The sequence below is a fragment of the Enterobacter sp. PGRG2 genome (assembly GCF_030291195.1).
GTDB lineage: Bacteria > Pseudomonadota > Gammaproteobacteria > Enterobacterales > Enterobacteriaceae > Enterobacter_D.
Map to the genome: position 1 here is coordinate 4,030,101 of NZ_CP127837.1, position 24,990 is coordinate 4,055,090.

The following is a 24,990-nucleotide window of genomic DNA, read 5'->3' on the forward strand; positions in this document are numbered from 1 at the left end:
GGCAATGGGCGCTTATTTACTTCGTCGTTTACTGCTGCTGATCCCCACCCTGTGGGCGATCATCACCATTAACTTTTTCATCGTGCAGATCGCCCCCGGCGGCCCGGTGGATCAGGCGATTGCCGCTATTGAGTTTGGTCAGAAAGGGGCGATGCCCGGCGGCGGCGATGGCGGTATGGGCGCGTCCCATGCGCGCACCGGCGTGGGCAATATCGGCGAGGGCAACTATCGCGGCGGCCGTGGCCTGGATCCCGAAGTGATCGAAGAGATCACCAAACGCTACGGCTTCGACAAACCGCTGCATGAGCGCTATTTCACTATGCTGTGGAATTACCTGCGCTTTGATTTTGGCGACAGCCTGTTCCGCAGCGCCTCCGTGCTACAGCTCATCAAAGAGAGTATGCCGGTGTCGGTGACGCTCGGGCTGTGGGGCACGCTGATTATCTATCTGGTGTCCATCCCGCTCGGCATCCGCAAAGCGGTGCACAACGGCAGCCGCTTCGATACCTGGAGCAGCGCCTTTATTATCATCGGCTATGCGATCCCGGCCTTCCTGTTTGCCGTGCTGCTGATCGTGCTGTTTGCCGGCGGCAGCTATTACGATCTTTTCCCGCTGCGCGGGCTGGTGAGCGCCAATTTTGACACCCTGCCCTGGTATCAGAAAATCACCGATTACCTGTGGCACATCACGCTGCCGGTACTGGCGACGGTGATCGGCGGCTTTGCCGCCTTAACCATGCTGACCAAAAATTCCTTTCTTGATGAGATCCGTAAGCAGTATGTCGTCACCGCCCGCGCCAAAGGGGTGAGCGAGCGCAATATTCTGCATAAACACGTCTTTCGTAATGCGATGCTGCTGGTGATCGCCGGTTTCCCGGCCACCTTTATCAGCATGTTTTTTACCGGCTCGCTGCTGATTGAAGTGATGTTTTCGCTGAACGGTCTGGGGCTGCTCGGCTACGAAGCCACCGTCTCGCGGGATTATCCGGTGATGTTCGGCACGCTCTATATTTTCACCCTGATTGGCCTGCTGCTGAATATCCTCAGCGATATCAGCTATACGCTGGTGGATCCACGTATCGATTTTGAGGGTCGCTGATGCGTCAATTAAGCCTCGTTAACCAGGCCCGCTGGGCACGCTTTCGCCATAATCGTCGCGGCTACTGGTCCTTGTGGATTTTCCTTGTGCTGTTTTCCCTCAGCCTGTGCGCGGAGCTTATTGCCAACGATAAGCCGCTGTTGGTGCGCTACGAAGGCCAGTGGTACGCCCCGGTGCTGAAGGATTACAGCGAAACGGTATTTGGCGGACAGTTCGCCACCCCGGCGGATTACCAGGATCCGTGGTTGCAAAAGCAGCTGGACGACCACGCCTGGGTATTATGGGCACCGGTACGCTTCGGCGCGCGCAGCATTAATTTCGCCACCGACACGCCTTTCCCGTCGCCGCCGTCCGCACAGAACTGGCTGGGTACGGACGCCAACGGCAGCGACGTACTGGCGCGCATTCTCTACGGCACGCGCATTTCCGTGCTCTTTGGCCTGATGCTGACGCTCTGCTCCAGCGTGATCGGCGTGATGGTCGGGGCGATCCAGGGCTATTACGGCGGCCGTATCGATCTCTTTGGCCAGCGCGTGATCGAGGTGTGGGCAGGAATGCCGACGCTGTTCTTGATCATTCTGCTCTCCAGCGTCATTCAGCCGGGCTTCTGGTGGCTGCTGGCGGTGACGGTGCTGTTCGGCTGGATGAGTCTGGTGGGCGTGGTGCGGGCAGAGTTTTTACGCACCCGTAATTTTGATTATATCCGCGCGGCGCAGGCGCTGGGGGTCAACGATCGCAGCATTATCCTGCGCCATATGCTGCCCAACGCCATGGTCGCCGTGCTGACCTTTATCCCCTTTATTCTGTGCAGCTCCATCACCACCCTCACCTCGCTGGATTTTCTCGGCTTCGGCCTGCCGCTCGGCTCGCCGTCGCTGGGAGAGTTGCTGTTACAGGGCAAAAATAATCTTCAGGCCCCCTGGCTGGGCATCGCGGGCTTTTTATCGGTGGCGGTGCTGCTGTCGCTGTTGATTTTCATCGGCGAAGCGGTGCGCGACGCCTTCGATCCGAACAAGGCGGTGTAAGATGAGCGCTCCCCTGCTGGCGATAAATTCCCTGTCGGTGGCCTTCCGCCATCAGCAACAGCTGCGCACCGTAGTCAGCGATCTGTCGCTGACTATCCATGCCGGTGAAACCCTGGCGCTGGTGGGCGAATCCGGCTCCGGCAAAAGCGTCACCGCGCTGTCGGTATTGCGGCTGCTGCCCGCGCCGCCGGTGGAATATCCTGCGGGCGATATTCTGTTTAAAGGCGAATCGCTGCTGCATGCCAGTGAAAAAACTCTGCGCTCCGTGCGCGGCAATAAAATCGCGATGATTTTCCAGGAGCCGATGGTCTCCCTTAACCCGCTGCATACGCTGGAAAAACAGCTGTATGAAGTGCTGTCCCTGCATCGCGGGATGCGGCGTGAGGCGGCGCGCAGCGAAATGCTCGACTGTCTGGATCGTGTCGGCATCCGCAATGCCCGTACCCGGCTGAATGATTTCCCCCATCAGCTTTCCGGCGGCGAGCGGCAGCGGGTGATGATCGCCATGGCGCTGCTGACGCGCCCGGAACTGCTGATCGCCGATGAGCCGACCACCGCGCTGGACGTTTCCGTGCAGGCGCAGATCCTGCAACTGCTGCGTGAACTGCGTGATGAGCTGAACATGGGGCTGCTGTTCATCACCCATAACCTGAGCATTGTGAAAAAGCTGGCGGACAGCGTGGCGGTGATGCAAAACGGCCGCTGCGTGGAGCAGAACCGCGCAGCAGAACTGTTCGCCCGCCCGCAGCATCCTTATACGCAGCGGCTTCTGGACAGCGAACCGGCTGGCGATCCGGTGCCGCTCACCCCTGCCCTGCCGCCGCTGTTGCAGGTCAAAAATCTGAACGTCGCCTTTCCGGTACGCAGCGGCCTTTTCCGCCGCGTGACCGGGAAAAAACCGGTGGTCAACAACTTAAGCTTCAGCCTGCGGCCCGGCGAAACGCTTGGGCTGGTGGGCGAGTCCGGATCGGGAAAAAGCACCACCGGGCTGGCGCTGCTGCGGCTGATTGCCAGCGAAGGGCAAATTGAATTCGATCATCATCCGTTGCACCGCTGGGATCGCCGTCAAATGTTGCCGGTGCGTCACCGGATGCAGGTGGTGTTCCAGGATCCGAACTCCTCGCTGAACCCGCGGCTGGATGTGCAGCAGATCATCGAAGAAGGGTTACGGGTACATCAGCCTGCCCTGTCGCGGGCGGAGCGGGAAGAACAGGTGAAAGCGGTGATGGTGGAAGTGGGTCTTGATCCCGATACCCGCCATCGCTATCCGGCGGAGTTTTCCGGCGGCCAGCGCCAGCGTATCGCCATTGCCCGGGCGCTGATCTTAAAGCCTGAGCTTATCGTGCTGGATGAGCCGACGTCATCGCTGGATCGCACCGTGCAGGCGCAGATCCTCGCGCTGTTAAAATCCTTACAGGAAAAACACCGCCTGGCGTACATCTTTATCAGTCACGATCTGCGCGTGGTGCGCGCGCTCTGCCATCAGGTGGTGGTATTACGGCAGGGCGAGGTGGTGGAACAGGGAGAGTGCGCACAGGTGTTCAGCCAGCCGCAGCAGGCTTACACGCGCCAGCTGCTGTCGCTGAGCTAACTCAGAAAGGATTGTTGTTCGAGAACGGTTCGGCGATGGCGACGCCAAAGTTTTTCAGGCGGCAGGTGGCCGCAAACTCGTCCTGACGATTAACAAACAGGCAGGGCTCGCCTTCGCATTCCAGCACCGAGCAGTCCACTTCGATATCGTTTAACGCCTGGCTGAGCTTATGCATCACCGGCCACGCGCTATCGCCATCCGGGCTTAACAGTTTCAACGCGACCAGACAATTTTCGCCGCTCTGTCCATTGTGCGGAATCGGTTCAACCTGCGAACCTGCGCTTCCCGCCAGCCAGCGATAATTCTGCGGCAACCGGTGCACGATAGAGAGGTTTAATGTATTCACGTTATTTCCCTGAAAGCAAAATCTTCACAATTAATTTACATCTGTAACTACACAGGCTATATGTACCCGTTTATGAGATCTAACTCAACCTTTTTAACTACAACGGTGTGACTTTTTACACAAATACATTTTACATAAAAGAAACAAATCGGGGAAATACGATCGCGGGATCCGTTGATATGCATCAACGAAGGGGGCAGTTTTTGCCCCCTGGAAAGGATTAGACGGCGCGCTTTTTCGAGCGACTGGCGTAGAAATAGAAGAGTACAGAGCTGGCCGCGCAGAAGGCGATAGACCAGATCATCGGCCAGGCGCTGTTAAAGGTCGCCAGCGACAGTAATGCGCCGACAATAGCGCCGATGCCGAAACGGAAAGTGCCCGCCAGCGACGAGGCCGTGCCCGCCATATGCGGAAATTCATCCAGGATCACCGCCATAGCGTTTGAGGCCACCAGCGACACGCAGCCGATAAAGGCCGCCACGCCCACCACCAGCGCCCAGAATCCTACGTCCAGCGCCGCGCACACCACCATCCATATCGCCATCGCCAGTTGAATGTACAGCCCGGCGCGGAACATATTGATCGCCCCGACCCGGCGCACAAAACGTCCGTTAATGATGGTCATAATGAACAGGAAGACGATGTTCAGCGCGAAGTAATAGCCGAAATCCTGCGGCGAAACATGGTTGATCTCGATGTAGACAAAAGGCCCGGCGCTGAGGAAGGAGAACATGCCGGCGAAGCTGAAGCCGCTCGCCAGCATATAGCTCAGCACCCGCTTGTGGCGGAACAGCGTAGCGAAATTCCCGAGCGTGGTGCGAACGCGGAATTTTTGTCGCCGCTCCACCGGCAGCGTCTCTTTAATGAAAAAGAAGATCATCAGCGAGGCCAGCAGCGCGGCAATGGCGAGGATCCAGAAAATCGCATGCCAGCTCATCCACACCAGCACCGCCCCGCCGATCATCGGCGCCAGCAGCGGCGCGATGGTGGTCACCAGCATCACAAAGGACATCATCCGCGAGAACTCCTCTTTCGGATAAATATCCCGCATCAGGGCGTTGATCACCACGCTGGCAGCGGCCGCCGCCAGCCCGTGGAAGAAGCGCATGGTGATCAGCTGCTCAATGCTCTGCGCCAGCGCGCAGGCGACGGCGGCGGCAGCAAAAATCAGTGTCCCGCCGAGGATCACCGGCTTGCGCCCGATGCTGTCGGCCATCGGGCCATACAGCAACTGCCCCAGCGCAAAACCCAGAATATAGGTGCTGAGCGTCATCTGCGCGCTGCCTGCCGGCACGGCGAACTGCTCGGCGATCACCGGCAGCGCGGGCAGATACATGTCGATGGAGAGCGGCATCAGCATGGCCAGCAGGCCAAGGATAAAGACGATACTCAGAGATGAGTTTTGCCTGGCGGTCACTCAGGACTCCTGGGAAAGTTCAGAAGGCATGCCAATGCTGGCAATCTCTTCGTCTGTTAACGGGCGGTATTCACCGGGGGCTAAATCATCGTCAAGGGCGATGGCGCCAATACGTTCCCGGTGCAGACCGACAACATGGTTACCCACGGCGGCAAACATGCGTTTCACCTGATGGTAGCGCCCTTCGCTGATGGTCAGGCGCACCTCGGTCGGAGTAATCACTTCCAGCACCGCCGGTTTGGTGAGATCCTTTTCGTTATGCAACTGGACACCCTTCGCAAACTGTTCGGCAGTGTCATCGCTGACCGGGGATTCGAGGGTCACCAGATAGGTTTTTTCGCAGTGGTGGCGCGGTGAAGTGATGCGGTGCGACCACTGACCGTCGTCGGTCATCAGCACCAGACCGGTGGTATCAATATCCAGACGCCCGGCGGCATGGAGTTTGTGCGCCACCGGCTCGTCGAGGAAATAGAGCACCGTCGGATGATCGGGATCTTCGGTAGAACAGACGTAACCCTGCGGTTTATTAAGCATAAAATAGCGCGGGCCATTCTGCTGCGCCAGCGGGTTGCCGTCGAACGCCACTTCATGTTCGGGCAGCAGTTTAAACGCCGCTTGTCGTACAATTTCGCCGTCAATAGTAATACGGTTGGCGCGGATCTCACGCCCGGCAATAGCACGGCTTACGCCAAGCTGCTGAGCGATAAACTTATCAAGTCGCATGAAATTTAATTTGCCTGTAAAGGGTGCCGGAGTCGGGCTAACTGCCCGAAAAAAAGAAGCAATGTTGCATGGCTAAGTATAACGGGCTGCGCGTATCGCTCAAGGGAAAAAAACCGTGGCATACTATTAGTCTGCTGATGAAAATTAAAGAGACCATGACTTTTACACTCCGCCCCTACCAACGTGAAGCTGTCGACGCCACCCTCGCCCACTTTCGCCATCATCGTCACCCGGCGGTGATCGTCCTGCCCACCGGGGCCGGTAAAAGCCTGGTGATCGCCGAACTTGCCAGGGTGGCGCGCGGACGTGTGCTGGTACTGGCTCACGTCAAGGAGCTGGTGGCGCAGAACCACGCGAAATATCTGGCGTTAGGCCTTGAGGCAGACATTTACGCCGCCGGGCTGAAACGCAAAGAGAGCCACGGCAAAGTGGTGTTCGGCAGCGTGCAGTCGGTAGCGCGTAATCTCGACCATTTTCAGGGGGAGTTTTCGCTGCTGATTGTTGATGAATGCCACCGCATCAGTGATGACGACGACAGCCAGTACCAGCAGATCCTCACGCATCTTACGAAAGTGAATCCGCAACTGCGCCTGCTGGGGCTGACCGCCACGCCCTTTCGGCTGGGTAAAGGCTGGATCTATCAGTTTCATTATCACGGCATGGTGCGCGGCGATGAAAAAGCGCTATTCCGCGACTGCATTTATGAGCTACCGCTGCGCTATATGATCAAGCATGGCTACCTGACGCCGCCGGAGCGGCTGGATATGCCGGTAGTACAGTATGATTTCAGCCGCTTACAGGTGCAGCGCAATGGCCTGTTCAGCGAGGCGGATCTCAATGGCGAGCTGAAAAAGCAGCAGCGCATTACGCCGCACATCATCAGCCAGATTGAGGAGTTCGCCGCCACCCGTAAAGGGGTGATGATTTTTGCCGCCACCGTTGAGCACGCCCGGGAGATCACCGGCCTGCTGCCGGCGAATGAGGCGGCGCTGATCACCGGTGAAACGCCGGGCAGCGAGCGCGATGCCCTGATTGAGGCGTTCAAAGCGCAGCAGTTTCGTTATCTGGTGAACGTTTCGGTACTGACCACCGGCTTTGACGCGCCGCATGTCGATTTGATCGCCATTCTGCGCCCGACCGAATCCGTCAGCCTGTATCAGCAGATCGTGGGCCGCGGCCTGCGGCTCGCCCCCGGTAAAACCGACTGCCTGATCCTGGATTACGCCGGTAACCCGCACGATCTCTTCGCGCCCGAAGTGGGCGCGCCAAAAGGTAAAAGTGATAACGTGCCGGTGCAGGTCTTCTGCCCGGACTGCGGTTTTGCCAATACTTTCTGGGGAAAAACCACCGCCGACGGCACCTTGATCGAGCATTTTGGCCGCCGTTGCCAGGGCTGGTTTGAAGACGATGAGGGTCATCGCGCCCAGTGCGACTACCGCTTCCGCTTTAAAAACTGCCCGCAGTGCAACGCAGAAAATGATATTGCCGCCCGCCGCTGCCGCGAGTGCGACACGGTGCTGGTGGATCCTGACGATATGCTGAAAGCCGCGCTGAAGCTGAAAGACGCGCTGGTGCTGCGCTGCAGCGGCATGGACTTACAGCATGGCGCGGATGAGAAAGGCCAGTGGCTGAAAATTACTTATTACGATGAGGACGGCGCGGACGTCAGCGAGCGCTTCCGTCTGCAAACGCCTGCCCAGCGCACGGCTTTCGAACAGCTTTTTATTCGGCCCCACACCCGCACGCCGGGCGTGCCGCTGCGCTGGATAGTCGCGGCGGATATCGTCGCGTCCCGCGCGCTGCTCAGGCACCCGGATTTTGTCGTCGCGCGCAAAAAAGGCCAGTTCTGGCAGGTGCGCGAAAAGGTTTTCGATTACGAAGGACGCTTCCGGCGCGCCAATGAATTGCGCGGCTAGCGGCGCTTTTCGTTGAAGTCACATACGTTCGGGTATAGAATACCGCCCGCTTTACAACCGTAAAGCCGATCATCTGCCTGTTGCTGGGTCGCCTGTAACAGGATTAATTAGAGAGATTCAAATGTTTACTATTGAAGCACAAGCACGTAAAGAGCAGGGTAAGGGTGCGAGCCGCCGCCTGCGTACCGCTAACAAGTTCCCGGCAATCATCTACGGTGGCGCTGAAGCACCGATTGCTATCGAACTGGACCACGACAAAGTGATGAACATGCAGGCCAAAGAAGGTTTCTATGGCGAAGTTCTGACCCTGGTTGTTGACGGTAAAGAAGTAAAAGTTAAAGTTCAGGCTGTACAGCGTCACGCGTTCAAGCCGAAACTGACTCACATCGACTTCGTTCGCGCGTAATCGCCAACAGGTTGAATAAAAAACCCCGCTCCGGCGGGGTTTTTTTATGGCTGTTATTTGCCACCGCTCAGACGGCGCTGCAACTGGTCGCGCAGATTGGGCGGCGTGCCTTTGATGGTCAGCGTGTCGGTGGCCGGATCCCAGAAAATGCGTTCGCCGAGCAGCATGGCGTCGAAATTAATGGTCAAACCGCCGCCGCTGCCCGCGTATTTGGTCAGCTGACGCAGCGTACTGCGATCCGCCGGGAAGCTCTCTTCCAGCTCGTAGCCTTTATCCGCGGTAAAGTCCTGGAAGCTGACCTCGCTGACGCCTGCCAGCTCTTTCGACAGGGATCCCAGCTCGATCTCCTCCCCGGCCTGCAACTGTTCATTGCAGTAGCTGTATACCTGCTGACGCACACTCTGGCGTTCCGCTTTATCCAGATCCGCTTCAGCGGTAAAGTCGTCCACCGCCTGTAACAGCCCTCGGTTCTGCGCTTTGGCATTCAGACCTTCGCTGGCGCCGAGGAAATCCATAAAGAAATCGGCCACTTTGCGCCCCACCCGCCCTTTCAGGAACGTCAGGTAGCGGGTCGATTCCGGCCTGGTTTCCCATTCGGTTAAATCTATGCGCGCCACGATGTCGGCATGGTTGATGTCGAGATAGTGCGTGGAGCTGATATCCAGCTCCTCATTCACCCGCATGCTGCTTAAATTATTCAGCACGGCAATGAGAAGATACTCTACCGCCAGATAGCGATAATGGCAGAACAGCACTATCCCGCTGTCAGCGAAGGGGTATTTTGACAGCTCATCCCGCAGACGGCCGGTTGCCGCACGGCTGAAAGCGAGAAAATCTTCGTCACCCTTGCGTTGCAGGCGCAGCGTTTGCGCCAGTTCGCTCTCTTCATTAAACAGGCCATAGGCTTTATTTTTGGCGCTGTAGACCCGGTGCAGCTCGGCCACCATGTCGTTGACGGTAGCCGTCGGTTCCAGCAATGAATCGCGTAACACCAGCTCAAGGGTTTGCTCATCGCGCTTGATAAGCTGGTGCAGGGCAATCTGGTTGATGTCCAGACTCATGATAAACTCTCCTTTTAGACCGGGCGGTATTCAACCACCGCCAGCACATCTGTGCAATAGCGGATAAAAATGCAGAAAAAAAGCTGTTGCTACGGTAATATGTTGCCCTTTCATGAACAAACTGATTCCGAATTTATGCCACAGATATCCCGTTATAGTGATGAACACGTTGAACAACTGCTGAGTGAACTGGCAAACGTGCTGGAAAAACATAAGACGCCAACCGATCTTTCCCTGATGGTGCTGGGAAACATGGTGACCAATCTTATCAACACCAGCGTTGCGCCTGCCCAGCGTCAGGCTATCGCCCGCTCTTTTGCAGAGGCGTTGCAGTCGTCCGTTAACGACGATAACGCGCACTAAGGAACACGACGATATTTTATGGTGACTCATCGTCAGCGCTACCGTGAAAAAGTCTCCCAGATGGTCAGCTGGGGGCACTGGTTTGCCTTGTTCAACATTTTGTTGTCCATGGTTTTCGGCAGCCGCTATCTTTTTGTCGCCGACTGGCCGACCACGCTTGCCGGGCGGTTTTACTCCTACCTGAGCGTTGTCGGGCATTTCAGCTTTCTGGTGTTCGCCACCTATCTGCTGATCCTCTTTCCCCTGACCTTTGTCATTATGTCGCAGCGGCTGATGCGGCTGTTGTCCGCTATTCTGGCCACCGCCGGCATGACGCTGCTGCTGATCGACAGCGAAGTCTTTACCCGCTTCCACCTGCATTTGAATCCCATCGTCTGGGAGCTGGTGATCAACCCCGATCAAAACGAGATGGCCCGCGACTGGCAGCTGATGTTTATCAGCGTCCCGGTCATATTGCTGATCGAGATGCTGTTCGCCACCTGGAGCTGGCAGAAACTGCGCAGCCTGACGCGTCGTCGCCATTACGCCAGACCCGTCGCCGCCTTCTTCTTTGTGGCCTTTATCGCCACGCACGTGATGTACATCTGGGCGGATGCGAACTTCTATCGCCCGATCACCATGCAGCGCGCTAACCTGCCCCTCTCCTATCCGATGACGGCCCGCCGTTTTCTGGAAAAACACGGGCTGCTGGATGCGCAGGAGTATCAGCGTCGTCTGGTGGAACAGGGCAATCCGGAAGCGGTGTCGGTACAGTATCCGTTAAGCGATCTGCATTACCGCAGCATGGGCGCGGGGCAGAACGTCCTGTTGATCACCGTCGATGGCCTCAACTATTCGCGTTATGAGAAACAGATGCCTGCGCTGGCGAGCTTCGCCCAGCAGAACGTGACCTTTACGCAGCATATGAGTACCGGCAACGGCACCGACAACGGTATCTTTGGCCTGTTCTATGGTATTTCGCCCGCCTATATGGACGGCGTGCTGTCGTCGCGTACGCCTGCGGCGCTGATCACCGCGCTGAATCAGCAGGGTTATCAGCTTGGCCTGTTCTCCTCCGATGGCTTCAGCAGCGCGCTGTATCGCCAGGCCCTGTTGTCGGACTTCTCGCTGCCGCCTGCGAAATCGCAGTCGGACAAACAGACCGCCGATCAATGGATCGACTGGCTTGGCCGCTATGCCGCCGAAGACAACCGCTGGTTCTCCTGGGTGGCGCTCAACGGCACCACGCTGGATGAGACGCAGCAGCAGGGCTTTGCCCGCCGCTACGCCCGCGCCGCCGGTGATGTGGATGCGCAGATTGCGCGCGTGCTTAACGCCCTGCGTGATGCCGGTAAGCTGGACAATACGGTGGTGATTATTACCGCCGGACACGGCCAGCCGGTGGATAAAGCCGAGCAGACTTTTGACTGGTCGCGCACGAATCTGCACGTGCCGCTGGTGATCCACTGGCCAGGTACGCCTGCGCAGCGCATCAACCTGCTGACCGATCATAAAGATGTAATGACCACGCTGATGCAGCGGCTGTTGCAGGTGACCACGCCAGCGAACGAGTACTCGCAGGGTCAGGATCTGTTTAACGCCAATCGTCGCCATAACTGGGTGACGGCAGCGGATGCCACCACGCTGGCGGTCACCACGTCCAGTATGACGCTGGTACTGGATCATAACGGCACTTATGAAACCTATAACCTGCGCGGCGAGAAAATCCGCGATCAGAAACCGCAGCTCAGTTTGTTGTTGCAGGTGCTGACGGATGAAAAAAGGTTTATCGCTAACTGATTGATTAATTATAAATCAGTCAGCGTTACCCGGCTTGCAATCAGCCGCAAAACGGGTACTATTATCGCCACAGTTCGGCACGTAGCGCAGCCTGGTAGCGCACCGTCATGGGGTGTCGGGGGTCGGAGGTTCAAATCCTCTCGTGCCGACCAAAAATCCCGGAAAAACCAACCTTCGTGGTTGGTTTTTTTATATCAGCATTGTAGTTCATTCAGCCTCTTCCCTTATCTTTTCCCCTCATTAAAGTTTTCTATCCACAGCAGTGCTGAATGTATATATACCCTTCGGCCTGCGATTGAGACCGCTCTTTCACTCACGACATGTTATTTGCACAATAATAACCTGATAGTTACAAAGACAATGTTGCGACAATGATAATAAAACTGGCATCTGCCAGGCTGCGCGGCTACTATTTTGCGCTTTGCTAAACCGCATGGATGCCTGTTTGCCCGCACTGTATGCGGCGCGCCTTATCTGCGAAACCCTATGCCTGATCCAATGTCATCTGTAACGGCCAGCCACGATGGTCGTGTAAGTACTGTTCTTCGCTCTCCTTCGCTGCTGATGCGCGAAACCCTGGCCGGGGTGATCACGGCCCTTGCGCTGATCCCGGAAGTGATTTCGTTTTCAGTGATCGCCGGTGTGGATCCCAAAGTCAGCCTGATCGCCTCCGTGGTGCTGTGCCTGTCGATGTCGCTGCTCGGCGGACGTCCGGCGATGGTTACCGCGGCGGCAGGTTCCGTGGCGCTGGTGATCGGCCCGATGGTGCATCAGCATGGTGTGGAGTACATCCTGCCAGCGGTGCTGCTGGCCGGGCTTATCCAGATCCTCTTTGGCCTCGCGGGCATGGCGCGTCTGATGCGCTTTATTCCGCACAGCGTAATGACCGGCTTTGTTAACGCCCTCGGCATCCTGATTTTCTTCGCCCAGGTGCCGCACTTCTGGAGCCGGGAACCGCTGATCCTCGGGCTGTTCGGCCTGACGCTGCTGATCGTGCTGTGGTTGCCGCGCTGGGTGAAAAGTATCCCCTCCCCGCTGGTGGCCATTGTGCTGCTGACGCTGTTTACCGTGACCAGCGGCCAGATCTTGCCGACCGTCGGCGATGAAGGCCCGATGCAGGGTGGTCTGCCGGGCTTCACGCAGTGGCTGGTGCCGTTCAATCTGCACACGCTGAGTATCATCTGGCCGTGCGCGCTGAGTATCGCCTTTGTCGGTCTGATGGAATCCCTGCTCACCGCCAAACTGGTGGACGATCTCACCGATACGCGCTCCAGCAAGCGCCGTGAAAGCGCCGGTCTGGGCATCGCCAATATCCTTGCCGGACTGTACGGCGGTATCGCGGGCTGCGCGATGATCGGCCAGACCATCGTCAATGTGGAAATGGGCAAAGGTCGTAGCCGTATCTCCACGGTGGCGGCGGGTCTGGTATTGCTGCTGTTAGTCACCGCTCTCAGCGAAGTAATGGCAAAAATTCCCATGGCGGTGCTGGCGGGCATTATGGTGATTGTGGCGGTGAAAACCTTCAGCTGGCACAGCATCCGTCCGGCAGAGCTGAAACAGGCACCGGTAGCGGAAACCCTGGTGATGCTGGTGACGGTGGCGGCCACCGTCAGCACCGGTAATCTGGCGATTGGCGTGGCTGCCGGCGTGGCGCTGATGTTTGTGCTGCCAGGCCGCCGCCAGCGCGCCGCAGACGCTAAAGCAAAAACAGCGTCGCCAGACCCAGAAAAATAAAGAAGCCGCCGGTATCCGTCAGGGCGGTGATCATCACGCTGGAGCCGACCGCCGGGTCGCGCCCCAGCCTGACCATAATCATCGGGATCAACACCCCCATCAGGGCGGCCACCAGCAGATTCAGCACCATAGCGAGGGTCATCACCCCGCCAAGGGCCATATCACCGTACAGCCACCAGGTGATGCCGCCCATGATGCCGCCCCACACCAGGCCGTTAATCAGCGCCACCCCCATCTCACGAAAAATCAGAAAGCGGAAGTTGCCAGGGTGGATCTTTTGCAGCGCCAGCGCGCGCACGATCATGGTGATGGTCTGATTGCCGGTGTTACCGCCGATGCCAGCGACAATAGGCATCAGCGAGGCCAGCGCCACCAGCTGTGAAATGGTGTGCTCAAAGCCGTCGATCACCCTGGAGGCGATAAACGCAGTGCAGAGATTTATCGCCAGCCACGCCCAGCGGGTACGCACCGCTTTGCCCACCGGCGCGAAGACATCCTCTTCGGCGCTCAGACCGCCCATCAGACGCATATCGTTATCGGTTTCCTGATACACCACGTTCACGATCTCATCGATGGTCAGACGGCCCATCAGCGTGCCGGTGGTGTCCACCACCGCGGCGCTGAGCAGGTTGTCACGCTCAAAGGTACGGGCGGCATTTTCGGCGTCGTCTTCCGGCGAGAAGATCACCGGATCGCTTTCCATCACTTCACTGACCTTCACCGATCCGGTATTGAGCAGGATGGTCTGCAACGGCAGCTCGCCCAGCAGCACGTTGTCCCGCCCGGTGACAAAGAGTTTGTCGGTGTTTTCCGGCATTTTGTCGAGGCGACGTAAAAAGCGCTGCACGGTGGCCAGCGTCACATCCGGGCGCACGGTGATAACGGCGAACTCCATGTTCGCGCCGACGCTGGTCTTCGGGTAGTGCATGACCTGATGCACACGCGCGCGCTCCCCCGCCGGTAGCGAGGCGACCAGCCGTCCGGTCAGGTTACGCGGCAGGCGCTGAACAAGATAAATCTGCTCGTCGATGTCGAGGGTTTTCAGGGCATCGAGCAGCGCTTTGTCGCTCATGCCCTCAATAAGGTCGTCCCAGACGTTTTCCGAGGCTTCCAGCAGCACTTCGCCGCGTTTGGTGTGGTCGATCAGCTGCCAGACCGCGTGACGGGCATCGGCGGGCAGCGCCTCCAGCGCATCCGCCAGATCCGGCGGCGGCAAATGCGCTACCAGCGCGCCCACTTCCGCCATATCTTCCGCCAGCGTGCCGACGTCATACTGTTCGGCGAGCGTCAGCTTGTTGAGTAAGGTGGAGGTGATCGCTTTATCGGTGGTGAGCAGCCAGATCAGGCGCGCTCGTTCTTCATCGCGCAACCGGGCGCTGTTGTTTGGTATGACTGACATAGGACATCCCTGCATTCGTGATCATGATGACAGGGTAAAGCATAGCGGCAGGTAAGATAAATAAATGGAATGAATAAAAAAACCCGGCGCAACGAGCCGGGCTTTTTCGATCAGGCGGTACGGGATACCGCATCGCGTGACGCGGCATCGCGCTCTGCGCCGGTCAGCTCTGACAATTTGCCGTCCCGCATCTCCAGCAGACGATCGGCGTGAATAAAGTAGTGATCGTCATGGCTGATGGCGAAAATGGTTTTACCCATTTCTTTCATCAATGGCAGCAGCACCTGATAGAACTCGCGGCGGAAATGCGGATCCTGATCGGCGGCCCACTCATCCAGCAGGATGATGTCACGATCTTCCGCCAGCGCCAGCAGCAGGGCCACGCGCTTCTTCTGCCCTTTCGAAAGCTTGAGATTGAGGATTTTGCCGTCCTTCAGCTCCAGCTTGTGGGACATTTTCAGCTGATTAAGCCATTTGTCCACCAGCGCCGGATCGGCAGAGTTGCCCTGCGGGCCAAGCAGTTGATCAAACAACCAGACATCGGTAAACACTGCCGAGAACAGCTGACGATAGTCTTCCGGTTTGTTTGCCGCCAGCGGCTTGCCGTCAATAAGGATCTCGCCGGACACCGGCTGGTACAGCCCGGTAAGCAGCATCGCCAGCGTCGATTTGCCGCTGCCGTTGCCGCCGATCAGAAACACCAGCTCGCCCCGGTGCAATGTCAGATTCAGCGGACCGACGGCAAAAGCGTTGTCCTGATAGGTAAAAGTGACATCGCGCATTTCAAGCGTCTGCCAGTCCTGCAACGACACCGGACGCGGGAATTCTTCTTTATAAGGCGCGAGATCAAACTGGTTCAGCTTGTTGAACGCCACCTGCGCGCTGAGCAGCGTCGGCAGCGCGCCGACCGCCGACAGCAGCGGCGTGCGCAGGAACAGCACGGTAAGGGAGAAGATCGCCGCGACGTTGGTATCCGCCCAGCCGAGGCTGTTCGCCATCCAGAACACCAGGCCAATCGCCCCCAGCATCATAATGTTTGACCAGTTCACCGCGCTCAGGTGGAAAGTGTCGGCGCGAATAATATGGTGGCGGTATTCCCGCGCATCCGGCAGATAGAGCTGGTTATAGATGTATTCGGCGCGTTCGCGGTTGAGGGTCAGTTCTTTACGCCCTTCCAGCACCGTCTGGTAATCGTTATGCAGTTTGTCTTCGGTTTCACGCAGCGTGGCGATATGTTTGTACACCCGCGCCACCAGCACAAATCCCACCCAAATGGTGATCGCCATCCATACCGCGGTGACCATCAGCATTTTACCGGACAGCCAGCCCATGTAAGCCGCGCAGCCGACGGTCAGAATAATGCCCTGCACCAGTTCCGGCAGACGGACAAAGGCGATGGTGATATTACGCACGTCGCTGGTCAGACCCGCCAGCAGAGAGGCGCTGCCGAGCTGCTCAATACGCTCGACGTGGGTGTCCAGAATACGCTTGATAAATTCACTGCGCAGACGGTAAACGAAATGGTGACCGAGGGTGGTCAGCGCCAGCTGGGAGCCGAGGGTGACCGCCATCAACAGGATCAACAGCCCGAGGAATTCCGGTAGCACGGAGAGCGAAATATCAACGTTTTCAATCAGCCGCTGGTTGATAAAGGCAATCAGCCCGATACCCAGCGCGGCGCTGGCAAGGCTTAACGCCAGTACGGCAATAAAAGGCCAGCGATATTGTCGCCAGACGAGAAGAAGAAGTGGCATAAAAGCGATCCGCACAGAGTAAAAACAGCGTGCAGTGTAAACGGCTCTTGTGCTGGATCAAGAATAATTGCTATTTATGTTCGCAATAACCCCGCCTGGCGGAACGTCAGGTTGTAGCGGTACTCGCCGGTGTCCGGATGCTGCCCGGCTTTCAGCGGCAGAATGCCATGATAAAAGAGACGCGATTCGCCGCCCCACACCACCACATCCCCCTGCTCCAGCATCACCCGGGCGACGGGATCGTTACGTTTCAGGCCGCCAAACTGAAAAACCGCGGGCAGCCCCAGCGAAACGGACACAATAGGCGCGCGCAGATCCGGCTCGTCTTTATCCTGATGCAACGAGAGTTTCGCGCCCGGCGCATAGCGGTTAATCAGACAGGCGTCAGGGGTAAAATCGGGATAGCCCGCCGCCTGCGCCGCGCGATCGCACAATGAACGGAACACCTCCGGCATCAATGGCCACGGACGCTGCGTGAGGGGATCTTCCGTCGCATACAGATAACCCCGCGCATTGGTCGCCCAGCCGAGGTTACCGCAGTTGGTCATCGCCACCGACATGGTGTAGCCGCCGGGGGTGATCATATGGCGAAACGGCGACTGCGCCGCTACCTGCGCGATGCCGTCCAGCAACGCCTGCGCCTCGCTGACGGCAAAACGGCGCAGGATCACCGCGCCCGGTGCGAGTGGCTCCTGCCAGGGTTCTTCATCGGCAAACAAATCCAGCATTACGGCTCCTCCTGTTCAGATTCACGGGCCAGCAATTGCGCTTTGCGCGCCAGTCCCCAGCGGTAGCCGGAGAGCGCGCCATTGACGCGCAACACGCGGTGACAGGGGATCACCACGGCCAGCGTATTGGCCGCACAGGCGCTGGCGACGGCACGCACGGCGCGGGGTTTGCCGATGGCTTGCGCCACCCGCTGATAGCTGACGGTCTCCCCGGCAGGGATCTGGCGTAGCGCGTTCCATACCTGCCGCTGAAAGGCGGTGCCGCGCACATCCAGCGGCAGCGCCAGGGTATGTCGCGGGTTATCCAGTACCGCAATCACCTGATGTACCCGTCGGGTGAAATCCTTATCGCCCGCTTCTCTGTGCGCACCGGGAAAGGCGCGCGCCAGTTCGGCAAGCAGTTGCTGGTCGTTGTCAGCCAGCAAAATGGCGCAGATACCGCGCTCGCTTTCCGCCACCAGGCAGCGCCCCAGCGTACAGCCTTCCAGCGCATAGCGAAGGGTGGTGTCCCTGCCGCCGCTGCGGTATTGCTGCGCCGTCATGCCAAGCGCCCGATCCGCGTGACGATAATAGCTGCTGCTATCCGGGAATCCGGCAGCCAGCACGGCGTCGGTCACCGTTGTGCCTGCGGCCAGATTCTGCCGCAGACGTTCAGCGCGATATGCCAGTTGCCAGGCTTTGGGCGTCATGCCGGTAGTGGCTTTAAAAAGGCGATGGAAATGATAAGGGCTCATCGCCACCTGCCGCGCCAGCGCGTCGAGGGTGACGGGGGGGGCCTGCTCCAGCAGGCGACAGGCCTGTTCGATTTTATCGAGGCGGTGCTGACCGGCGGCAGGAAGATCCGGCTGGCAGCGTTTGCAGGGACGAAAGCCCGCCGCCCTGGCGCTGTCGGCATCGGGGAAAAAACGCACGTTCTCCCGCAGCGCATGACGGGCGCGGCACGACGGGCGGCAGTAAATCCCGGTGGTGATCACCGCAAAAATAAAGTGACCATCAGCGTCGGGATTGCGATCCAGCACCGCCTGCCAGCGGTGCGCATCGTTTTGCAACAGTAGTTCAGACATGGCGGGCTCCTCCGTTAAGTGTAGCCTGAGGATGAGCCACACCGGCAGCCTTCGCACCCGCAATCTTGCGGTTTAATTTTTTTCGCTCACCAGGAAGGCCTGGAATTGCGGCGTCATCCAGGGAACAAATTTATCCCCCTCTTTGGTGATCATATACACCGCCAGCCCCTCGCGGCGCGCCACTTCTTTCGCCTGCTGCGGTCCGAGCACCATCAGCCCGGTATCCCAGCCGTCCGCCTCCAGCGCCGTTGGCGCGATCACCGTCACCGACACCAGATTGTGCGTTATCGGACTGCCGGTCTGCGGATCGATAACGTGGGAAAGCCGTTTGCCGTCCAGCTCATAGTAGTTGCGGTAGCTGCCGGAGGTGCTGATACCGTGGCCGTTAATATCGACAATGGCCTGCACCGCGTTTTCACGGTCGGTTGGCTTCTGGATCGCCACCCGCCAGGGCTTGCCGTCGCCGTTCATGCCGCGGCTGGCGAGCGCGCCGCCTACGGATACCAGATAGCGCGGGATACCCTCCTGCGCCATCAGATGCGCCAGATGATCGGCGGCGTAGCCTTCGCCGACGGTGGAGAGGTCAACAAACAGATCCGGCAGATCTTTTTGCAGATACTGTCGCCCGGCCTCCTGGGTGACCGTCAGATGTTGCAGACCGGTACGCGCTTTCGCCGCGTCGATTTGTTCCTGCGACGGGATGGTGACCGGCTGTTTGTCCGGGCCAAAGCCCCACAGATTGACCAGCGGGCCGACGGTAATATCCATCGCGCCCTCGGTTTTATAGCCGATGCGCAGTGAGGTGGTGACAATATCCGCCATCGCTTCGCTCACAGGCCAGGGAGTCAGGCTGGAGGAGGCGTTAAAGCGCATCAGGGCAGAGTCATTTTTCCAGGTCGACATCATCTGATCGTCAGCATCGAGCTGCGCCTGGATTTTTTGCCGGAGTTCGTCGGCGCGCGGTTTTTCCAGGTTCACAACGCTGACGCGCCATGAGGTGCCCATGGTTTTACCTTCCAGCACGGTGACCGCTGACGCCGCCGGTTGTGGGCTGGATACCGCGTCACAGCCCGCTAAAAAAACTGAAGCCGCGAGCATCGCGGCACGAAGAAAACGCAGATCCATGTCTTTTCCCCCCTTGCTGAATGCGCGCAAGGGTACACTAAAAGTCTAAGTTTGTGAGCAATAAAAAAAGGGGCCATGCGGCCCCTTCGCTAAGCGTCTCAGTTGATTAGAACTGGTAAACCACGCCCAGCGCAACGATATCATCCGTGCTGATGCCAGCCTGACGGGTGAAGGTGTTGTCGTCCAGCAGGTTGATTTTGTAATCAACGTAGGTGGAGAGGTTTTTGTTGAAGTAGTAAGTGGTGCCCACATCAACATATTTCAGCAGATCCTGGTCGCCGAAATCACGGCCGTTAGCGCTGCTGATGTCTTTCCCGCGGGATTGCAGGTACGCGATGGACGGACGCAGGCCGAAGTCGAACTGGTACTGTGCAACGGCTTCGAAGTTCTGTGCTTTATCCGCAAAGCCCCATGCGGCAGTACGGCCGGAACCGTTAGAGGTACCGAAACGGGTCGCGTTGTAAGTCTGGGAGAACTGCGCTGCCAGGTAAACGTTGTTGGCATCGTATTTCAGGCCGCCGCTGTAAACGTCAGCGCGGTCGCCGTTACCGTAAGCGTCTGCCACGTTCTGGTCAGAGGTACGTTTGGAGGAAGACATTGCGCCGCCCACGCTGAAGCCTTCGCCCAGATCGTAGGTCAGGGACATGCCGTAGCCGTCGCCGTTCTGTTTCAGGGTGCTGCGACCATTGTCGTTTTCACCGCTGGTGCTGCCGTTTTTGCCCTGGTACTGCACCGCAAAGTTCAGGCCATCAACCAGACCGAAGAAGTCGGTGTTACGGTAAGTCGCCACGCCGTTAGCACGGGACTGCATGAAGTTGTCCGCGCCGTAGGTATCGCCGCCGAATTCCGGCAGCACGTCGGTCCAGGAGGTCACATCGTAGATCACGCCGTAGTTACGACCGTAATCGATGGCACCGGCATCACCGAAACGCACACCGGCAAAGGCCAGACGGGTCCATGCCTGGTCGCTTGCGCCTTCGGCTTCGTCCGCCTGTACGTTGTATTCCCACTGGCCGAAACCGGTGATCTGGTCGTTAACCTGAGTTTCGCCCTTGAAGCCGAAACGTACGTAGGTTTTGTCGCCGTCGTCGCCATCGTTATCAGAGAAATAGTGCAGGCCGTCGACTTTACCGTACAGATCTAATTTGTTGCCGTCTTTGTTATAAATTTCAGCCGCATTTGCAGCGCCTGCTACGAGCAGAGCAGGCACCACCAGGGAAAGGACTTTGCGTTTCATGTTATTAACCCTCTGTAATATGCTTATTTTTATATGCCACTGCTTACTGATTAACCTGCTAACCAGTCGGCGAGTTCATTCTCCCTAAAAATACAGAATAATCCAACAACATTATGATACGAAAAATCTAAAGGTGTTTCTTTTTACCGCTTAGATGTTTCAATATGTAAATTGCACGGAACTTTTTTTAGCACTAATAGCTAAAAAATAGCGCACGGAAAATCAAAGATGATAATTAAATCAATATAATCAATAATTTGAAATGACAAACAATGATAGCACTGAATGATAAAACAAAATCATAACCTGCGACTAAAATAATCTGGCTATCATCATTAACTTTTATTTATTACCTTCATTCGGCTTCGAATGACTGTTTACCCCTATTACAACCGGATGCTCTGCATTCGGTTTTTTTTTGCCCCGCACCGCCCGGATAACAGAAAAAGCGGTACCGCAGGTAAATTATAATGACTATTAATTAATCACTTAGCCGCAGAGTGATATTAGCTGCCAATACTCCGTGAATTAATTTCTTGATTAAAAGTGCTATCCCTTTACTTTTCAGAGTTAATAACGGGAAAAATGGCGATTAATTGTACGTGCCTTGCCGATCCGCTGTGCCGCCTCCCTTTTTGTCCCCCCGCTGCGGCCTTTACCTGCAAGAGAGTCTGGAAATTCATTCATTAGGCTTTATACTGCCTGCTGTACACTGCCGTGTAACATAACAACTACAAGCCCGACGCAGGCGCGAGCGGCGCGGTAGTCTCCTGTCTTAGTCTTACGAAAGGCGCTAAATGGCTTTTTCTTCGCGTGTTGGCATAACGGGTTACACACACTAATGAGTCGATCTGACACCATGAACCCTGGAAAATTTTCCCTGATACCGGGCAGCATTACCCGTTTCTTTCTTCTGTTGATCATCGTTCTGCTGGTCACCATGGGTGTAATGGTGCAAAGCGCCGTCAATGCCTGGCTGAAGGATAAAAGCTATCAGGTGGTGGATATTACGCATGCCATGCATAAGCGCATCGATACCTGGCGCTACGCCACCTGGCAGATCTATGACAATATCGCCGCGGCGCCCGCCTCACCGGCGGATGGCCTGCAGGAAACCCGCTTAAAGCAGGATGTCTATTATCTGGAGAAGCCGCGCCGTAAGACGGAAGCGCTGATTTTCGGCTCCCATGACGGCTCGACGCTGGAGATGACCCAGCGCATCTCAACCTATCTGGATACGCTGTGGGGCGCGGAAACCGTGCCCTGGTCCATGTATTATCTCAACGGCCAGGATAACAGCATGATCCTGGTGTCGACGCTGCCGCTGAAAGATCTCTCCTCCGGCTTTAAAGAATCGTCCATTGGCAGCATTGTCGATGCCCGTCGCGCGGAGATGCTGCAACAGGCCAACGCCCTGGATGAGCGGGAAAGCTTCTCGCCGTTGCGCCGTCTGACCTGGCAGAATGGTTACTATTTCACGCTGCGCACTACGTTCAACCAGCCGGGACATCTGGCGACGGTGGTGGCTTTCGATCTGCCGATCAACGATTTGATCCCGCCGGGCATGGTGCTGGACAGCTTCCGTCTGGAGAGCGATGCCTCCCAGAGCGCCCTGCGCACCGCGGATAAAGAGATGGCGGACAGCGCGTCGGTGAATTTCAACAGCTCGCAGATTGAGATTTCCTCCTCACTCAACTCTACGGGCATGCGGCTGGTGTGGCAGGTGCCCTTTGGCACGCTGCTGCTGGACACGCTGCAAAACATCCTGCTGCCGCTGCTGTTAAACATCGGCCTGCTGGCGCTGGCGCTGTTTGGCTATACCACCTTCCGCCATCAGCCGGGCCGTCTGAGCGAAAACGCCGCCCTGCCCGGCGCGAATAACGAACTGCGCATGCTGCGGGCCATCAACGAAGAGATTGTGTCGGTGCTGCCGCTGGGGCTGCTGGTGCACGATCAGGAAGCTAACCGTACGGTGATCAGCAATAAAATCGCCGACCACCTGCTGCCGCATCTTAATTTGCAGAACATCACCAGCATGGCCGACCAGCATCAGGGCGTGATCCAGGCGACGGTCAACAACGAACTCTATGAGATCCGCCAGTTCCGCAGCCAGGTTTCGCCGCGCACGCAGATTTTTGTCATCCGCGATCAGGACAGAGAAGTGCTGGTGAATAAAAAGCTCAAGCAGGCGCAGCGTCTGTATGAGAAAAACCAGCAGGGCCGCACCGCCTTTATGCAGCATATTGGCGCGGCGCTGTCGCAGCCTGCGAAACAACTGGCGCAGGACGCGGCGGCGGTAGATAGCGAAAACGCGCAAAAGCTGGCAGCGCAGGCTGACCGGCTGGTACAGCTGGTGGATGAGATCCAGCTTGCCAATCTGCTGGAAAACGACGGCTGGAAAAGCGCCGCCAGCATGTTCTCGATTCAGGATCTGATCGACGAGGTGGTGCCCGCGGTGCTGCCGGTGGTGAAACGTAAAGGGTTGCAGTTGTTGATCAACAACCATCTGCCGGCCAATGAACAGCGCCACGGCGATCGCGACGCCCTGCTGCGCATTCTGACCATGCTTATCCAGTACGCGGTGACCACCACGCAGATTGGCAAAATCACGCTTGAAGTGGACGCCGATGAATCCGCAGGGGATCGCCTGACCTTCCGTATCCTCGATACCGGGGAAGGCGTGACGGCGAGCGAAGTGGATAATCTGCATTTCCCGTTCCTCAACGACACCCAGGAGGATCGCTATGGCAAAGCTAATGCCCTCACCTTCTGGCTGTGCGATCAGCTGGCGCGTAAACTTGGCGGCCATCTGAATATTAAAGCGCGTGAAAGTTTAGGAACGCGCTATTCTTTACACGTTAAAATGGATGCACGTCCGCAGGCAGACGATGAGGAAGAGAAATTACTGGATGATGTCGTCGCCATGATTGATATTACGTCCAGCGATATTCGTAATATCGTGGTGCGTCAGCTGGAAAACTGGGGCGCAAGCTGCATTACCCCGGACGAACGCCTGGCGAGTCAAGAATATGATCTCTTTTTAACGGATAATCCGTCTAATCTTACTGCCTCGGGCTTGCTTTTAAGCGATGATGAGCCCGGCTCGCGTAAAATCGGCCCAGGCCAGTTGCGCGTGAACTTTAATATGAGTAATGCAATGCAGGAAGCGATATTGCAACTCATTGAAGAGCAACTGGCACAGGAAGATGTTCCGGCGTCCCCGCTGGGGGGCAATGAAAATGCCGAACTCCATGCCAGCGGCTATTACGCACTGTTTGTGGATACAGTACCCGACGATGTTAAGAGGTTGTATACTGAATCCGCCGCACGCGATTTAGCGGCGCTGGCGCAGACGGCACACCGCCTGAAAGGCGTGTTTGCCATGCTTAACCTGGTACCCGGCAAACAGTTATGTGAAACGCTGGAACATTTAATTCATGAGAACGATGTTCCAGGCATAGAAAAATACATCAGCGACATTGACGATTATGTCAAAAGCTTGCTGTAAGCAAGGTAGCCTTATACATGAACAATATGAACGTAATTATTGCCGATGACCATCCGATCGTACTGTTCGGTATTCGCAAATCACTCGAACAAATCGAGTGGGTGAATGTAGTCGGTGAATTTGAAGATTCTACACAGCTGATCAATAACCTTCCCAAGCTTGATGCCCATGTACTGATTACCGATCTTTCCATGCCGGGCGACAAGTACGGTGACGGGATCACCCTGATTAAATATATCAAGCGCCACTTCCCTAACCTGTCAGTGATTGTGCTGACGATGAACAACAACCCTGCCATTTTAAGCGCCGTACTGGAGCTGGATATCGAAGGGATTGTATTAAAACAAGGCGCGCCAACCGATCTGCCGAAAGCGCTGGCCGCGTTGCAGAAAGGGAAGAAATTTACCCCGGAGAGCGTTTCCCGTCTGCTGGAGAAAATCAGCGCGGGCGGCTATGGCGACAAACGCCTGTCTCCGAAAGAGAGCGAAGTGCTGCGTCTGTTCGCAGAAGGTTTCCTGGTAACGGAAATCGCCAAGAAGCTGAACCGCAGTATCAAAACCATCAGTAGCCAGAAAAAGTCGGCGATGATGAAACTGGGCGTGGAAAATGACATTGCCCTGCTTAACTACCTCTCGTCCGTAACGCTGAGCGCGGCGGATACCAAAGAGTAACTGCCATACCGACGTTACCCCGCCCGGCGGGGTAACGCCTTTTC

General features: G+C 57.0%; 20 protein-coding genes and 1 tRNA gene. 11 read left to right on the top strand and 10 right to left on the bottom strand.

Going from position 1 to position 24,990, the window contains the following annotated elements:
- Positions 1–4 precede the first annotated feature (4 nt).
- From QRD42_RS18010 to yejF, 3 genes are read left to right on the top strand one after another with little or no spacing between them, the layout of a single operon-like run.
- Positions 5–1,099 carry a microcin C ABC transporter permease YejB gene (locus QRD42_RS18010; RefSeq protein ID WP_072569153.1) on the top strand — a complete coding sequence of 365 codons (1,095 nt, stop codon included), beginning with the start codon at positions 5–7 and terminating at the stop codon, positions 1,097–1,099.
- A complete protein-coding gene (locus QRD42_RS18015) occupies positions 1,099–2,124 on the top strand; it encodes a microcin C ABC transporter permease (protein WP_321987786.1) in 1,026 nt (341 codons plus the stop codon). Before QRD42_RS18010 ends, QRD42_RS18015 begins: the two co-directional genes overlap by 1 nt.
- Before the next feature lies 1 nt (position 2,125).
- A complete protein-coding gene (gene yejF, locus QRD42_RS18020) occupies positions 2,126–3,715 on the top strand; it encodes a microcin C ABC transporter ATP-binding protein YejF (RefSeq protein WP_321987787.1) in 1,590 nt (529 codons plus the stop codon).
- A 1-nt stretch (position 3,716) separates the two neighbouring features.
- Here yejF and QRD42_RS18025 read toward each other — a convergent pair whose 3' ends face one another.
- The 3 genes from QRD42_RS18025 to rsuA all read right to left on the bottom strand — a co-directional run bounded on the left by QRD42_RS18025 (position 3,717) and on the right by rsuA (position 6,201).
- Positions 3,717–4,061: a YejG family protein gene (locus QRD42_RS18025; protein WP_318372984.1), complete on the bottom strand. Its 345-nt coding sequence runs from the start codon at positions 4,059–4,061 to the stop codon at positions 3,717–3,719.
- 220 nt (positions 4,062–4,281) lie between these two features.
- Complete coding sequence (locus QRD42_RS18030) at positions 4,282–5,478, bottom strand: Bcr/CflA family multidrug efflux MFS transporter (protein ID WP_318362848.1); 1,197 nt, start codon at positions 5,476–5,478, stop codon at positions 4,282–4,284.
- Positions 5,479–6,201, bottom strand: a complete 723-nt coding sequence (rsuA, locus tag QRD42_RS18035; protein ID WP_318372986.1) for a 16S rRNA pseudouridine(516) synthase RsuA — start codon at positions 6,199–6,201, stop codon at positions 5,479–5,481.
- 155 nt (positions 6,202–6,356) lie between these two features.
- On the opposite strand from rsuA, the gene QRD42_RS18040 reads away from it, so the two are divergent.
- Both QRD42_RS18040 and rplY read left to right on the top strand, forming a co-directional pair.
- Positions 6,357–8,117: a DEAD/DEAH box helicase gene (locus QRD42_RS18040; protein ID WP_321988791.1), complete on the top strand. Its 1,761-nt coding sequence runs from the start codon at positions 6,357–6,359 to the stop codon at positions 8,115–8,117.
- Positions 8,118–8,238: 121 nt separating this feature from the next.
- The gene (gene rplY / locus QRD42_RS18045) at positions 8,239–8,523 is read left to right on the top strand and encodes a 50S ribosomal protein L25 (protein WP_072569159.1); all 285 of its coding nucleotides are present in this window, start codon (positions 8,239–8,241) and stop codon (positions 8,521–8,523) included.
- 53 nt (positions 8,524–8,576) lie between these two features.
- Here rplY and yejK read toward each other — a convergent pair whose 3' ends face one another.
- The gene (gene yejK, locus QRD42_RS18050) at positions 8,577–9,584 is read right to left on the bottom strand and encodes a nucleoid-associated protein YejK (RefSeq protein WP_321987788.1); all 1,008 of its coding nucleotides are present in this window, start codon (positions 9,582–9,584) and stop codon (positions 8,577–8,579) included.
- A gap of 135 nt (positions 9,585–9,719) precedes the next feature.
- Here yejK and QRD42_RS18055 point away from each other — a divergent pair, with 135 nt between their 5' ends.
- The 4 genes from QRD42_RS18055 (at position 9,720) to QRD42_RS18070 (ending at position 13,460) form a co-directional block, all read left to right on the top strand.
- The gene (locus tag QRD42_RS18055; protein WP_072569491.1) at positions 9,720–9,947 is read left to right on the top strand and encodes a YejL family protein; all 228 of its coding nucleotides are present in this window, start codon (positions 9,720–9,722) and stop codon (positions 9,945–9,947) included.
- A gap of 18 nt (positions 9,948–9,965) precedes the next feature.
- On the top strand, positions 9,966–11,726 hold the full coding sequence (gene yejM, locus QRD42_RS18060; RefSeq protein WP_072569161.1) for an LPS biosynthesis-modulating metalloenzyme YejM: 1,761 nt from the start codon (positions 9,966–9,968) through the stop codon (positions 11,724–11,726).
- Positions 11,727–11,801: 75 nt separating this feature from the next.
- Positions 11,802–11,878, top strand: a tRNA-Pro gene (locus QRD42_RS18065).
- Positions 11,879–12,212: 334 nt separating this feature from the next.
- Positions 12,213–13,460: a SulP family inorganic anion transporter gene (locus tag QRD42_RS18070; protein ID WP_072569162.1), complete on the top strand. Its 1,248-nt coding sequence runs from the start codon at positions 12,213–12,215 to the stop codon at positions 13,458–13,460.
- Here the strand turns inward: QRD42_RS18070 and mgtE are convergent.
- The 6 genes from mgtE to QRD42_RS18100 all read right to left on the bottom strand — a co-directional run bounded on the left by mgtE (position 13,423) and on the right by QRD42_RS18100 (position 20,767).
- Positions 13,423–14,859, bottom strand: a complete 1,437-nt coding sequence (gene mgtE, locus QRD42_RS18075) for a magnesium transporter (RefSeq protein WP_072569163.1) — start codon at positions 14,857–14,859, stop codon at positions 13,423–13,425. The two genes, QRD42_RS18070 and mgtE, sit on opposite strands and share 38 nt — an antisense overlap.
- A gap of 110 nt (positions 14,860–14,969) precedes the next feature.
- A complete protein-coding gene (locus tag QRD42_RS18080) occupies positions 14,970–16,613 on the bottom strand; it encodes a multidrug ABC transporter permease/ATP-binding protein (protein WP_321987789.1) in 1,644 nt (547 codons plus the stop codon).
- Positions 16,614–16,687: 74 nt separating this feature from the next.
- Positions 16,688–17,341, bottom strand: a complete 654-nt coding sequence (gene alkB / locus QRD42_RS18085) for a DNA oxidative demethylase AlkB (RefSeq protein WP_072569165.1) — start codon at positions 17,339–17,341, stop codon at positions 16,688–16,690.
- Positions 17,341–18,405: a bifunctional DNA-binding transcriptional regulator/O6-methylguanine-DNA methyltransferase Ada gene (gene ada / locus QRD42_RS18090; RefSeq protein WP_321987790.1), complete on the bottom strand. Its 1,065-nt coding sequence runs from the start codon at positions 18,403–18,405 to the stop codon at positions 17,341–17,343. Before ada ends, alkB begins: the two co-directional genes overlap by 1 nt.
- A 72-nt stretch (positions 18,406–18,477) precedes the next feature.
- Entirely contained in the window at positions 18,478–19,530 is a 1,053-nt protein-coding gene (gene apbE / locus QRD42_RS18095; RefSeq protein WP_321987791.1) for an FAD:protein FMN transferase ApbE, read from the bottom strand.
- 106 nt (positions 19,531–19,636) lie between these two features.
- Positions 19,637–20,767: a porin OmpC gene (locus tag QRD42_RS18100; RefSeq protein WP_072569168.1), complete on the bottom strand. Its 1,131-nt coding sequence runs from the start codon at positions 20,765–20,767 to the stop codon at positions 19,637–19,639.
- A gap of 841 nt (positions 20,768–21,608) precedes the next feature.
- Here QRD42_RS18100 and rcsD point away from each other — a divergent pair.
- Both rcsD and rcsB read left to right on the top strand, forming a co-directional pair.
- A complete protein-coding gene (rcsD, locus tag QRD42_RS18105; protein WP_083580939.1) occupies positions 21,609–24,275 on the top strand; it encodes a phosphotransferase RcsD in 2,667 nt (888 codons plus the stop codon).
- A 17-nt stretch (positions 24,276–24,292) separates the two neighbouring features.
- Entirely contained in the window at positions 24,293–24,946 is a 654-nt protein-coding gene (gene rcsB / locus QRD42_RS18110; protein WP_072569170.1) for a response regulator transcription factor RcsB, read from the top strand.
- The last annotated feature ends 44 nt before the right edge of the window (positions 24,947–24,990 follow it).

Coding starts and splice junctions, on each gene's coding strand:
- QRD42_RS18010 (WP_072569153.1), top strand. CDS start 5: ATGGGCGCTTATTTACTTCGTCGTTTACTGCTGCTGATCCCCACCCTG.
- QRD42_RS18015 (WP_321987786.1), top strand. CDS start 1,099: ATGCGTCAATTAAGCCTCGTTAACCAGGCCCGCTGGGCACGCTTTCGC.
- yejF (WP_321987787.1), top strand. CDS start 2,126: ATGAGCGCTCCCCTGCTGGCGATAAATTCCCTGTCGGTGGCCTTCCGC.
- rsuA (WP_318372986.1), bottom strand. CDS start 6,201: ATGCGACTTGATAAGTTTATCGCTCAGCAGCTTGGCGTAAGCCGTGCT.
- QRD42_RS18040 (WP_321988791.1), top strand. CDS start 6,357: ATGACTTTTACACTCCGCCCCTACCAACGTGAAGCTGTCGACGCCACC.
- rplY (WP_072569159.1), top strand. CDS start 8,239: ATGTTTACTATTGAAGCACAAGCACGTAAAGAGCAGGGTAAGGGTGCG.
- yejK (WP_321987788.1), bottom strand. CDS start 9,584: ATGAGTCTGGACATCAACCAGATTGCCCTGCACCAGCTTATCAAGCGC.
- QRD42_RS18055 (WP_072569491.1), top strand. CDS start 9,720: ATGCCACAGATATCCCGTTATAGTGATGAACACGTTGAACAACTGCTG.
- yejM (WP_072569161.1), top strand. CDS start 9,966: ATGGTGACTCATCGTCAGCGCTACCGTGAAAAAGTCTCCCAGATGGTC.
- QRD42_RS18070 (WP_072569162.1), top strand. CDS start 12,213: ATGCCTGATCCAATGTCATCTGTAACGGCCAGCCACGATGGTCGTGTA.
- mgtE (WP_072569163.1), bottom strand. CDS start 14,859: ATGTCAGTCATACCAAACAACAGCGCCCGGTTGCGCGATGAAGAACGA.
- QRD42_RS18080 (WP_321987789.1), bottom strand. CDS start 16,613: ATGCCACTTCTTCTTCTCGTCTGGCGACAATATCGCTGGCCTTTTATT.
- alkB (WP_072569165.1), bottom strand. CDS start 17,341: ATGCTGGATTTGTTTGCCGATGAAGAACCCTGGCAGGAGCCACTCGCA.
- ada (WP_321987790.1), bottom strand. CDS start 18,405: ATGTCTGAACTACTGTTGCAAAACGATGCGCACCGCTGGCAGGCGGTG.
- apbE (WP_321987791.1), bottom strand. CDS start 19,530: ATGGATCTGCGTTTTCTTCGTGCCGCGATGCTCGCGGCTTCAGTTTTT.
- QRD42_RS18100 (WP_072569168.1), bottom strand. CDS start 20,767: ATGAAACGCAAAGTCCTTTCCCTGGTGGTGCCTGCTCTGCTCGTAGCA.
- rcsD (WP_083580939.1), top strand. CDS start 21,609: ATGAGTCGATCTGACACCATGAACCCTGGAAAATTTTCCCTGATACCG.
- rcsB (WP_072569170.1), top strand. CDS start 24,293: ATGAACAATATGAACGTAATTATTGCCGATGACCATCCGATCGTACTG.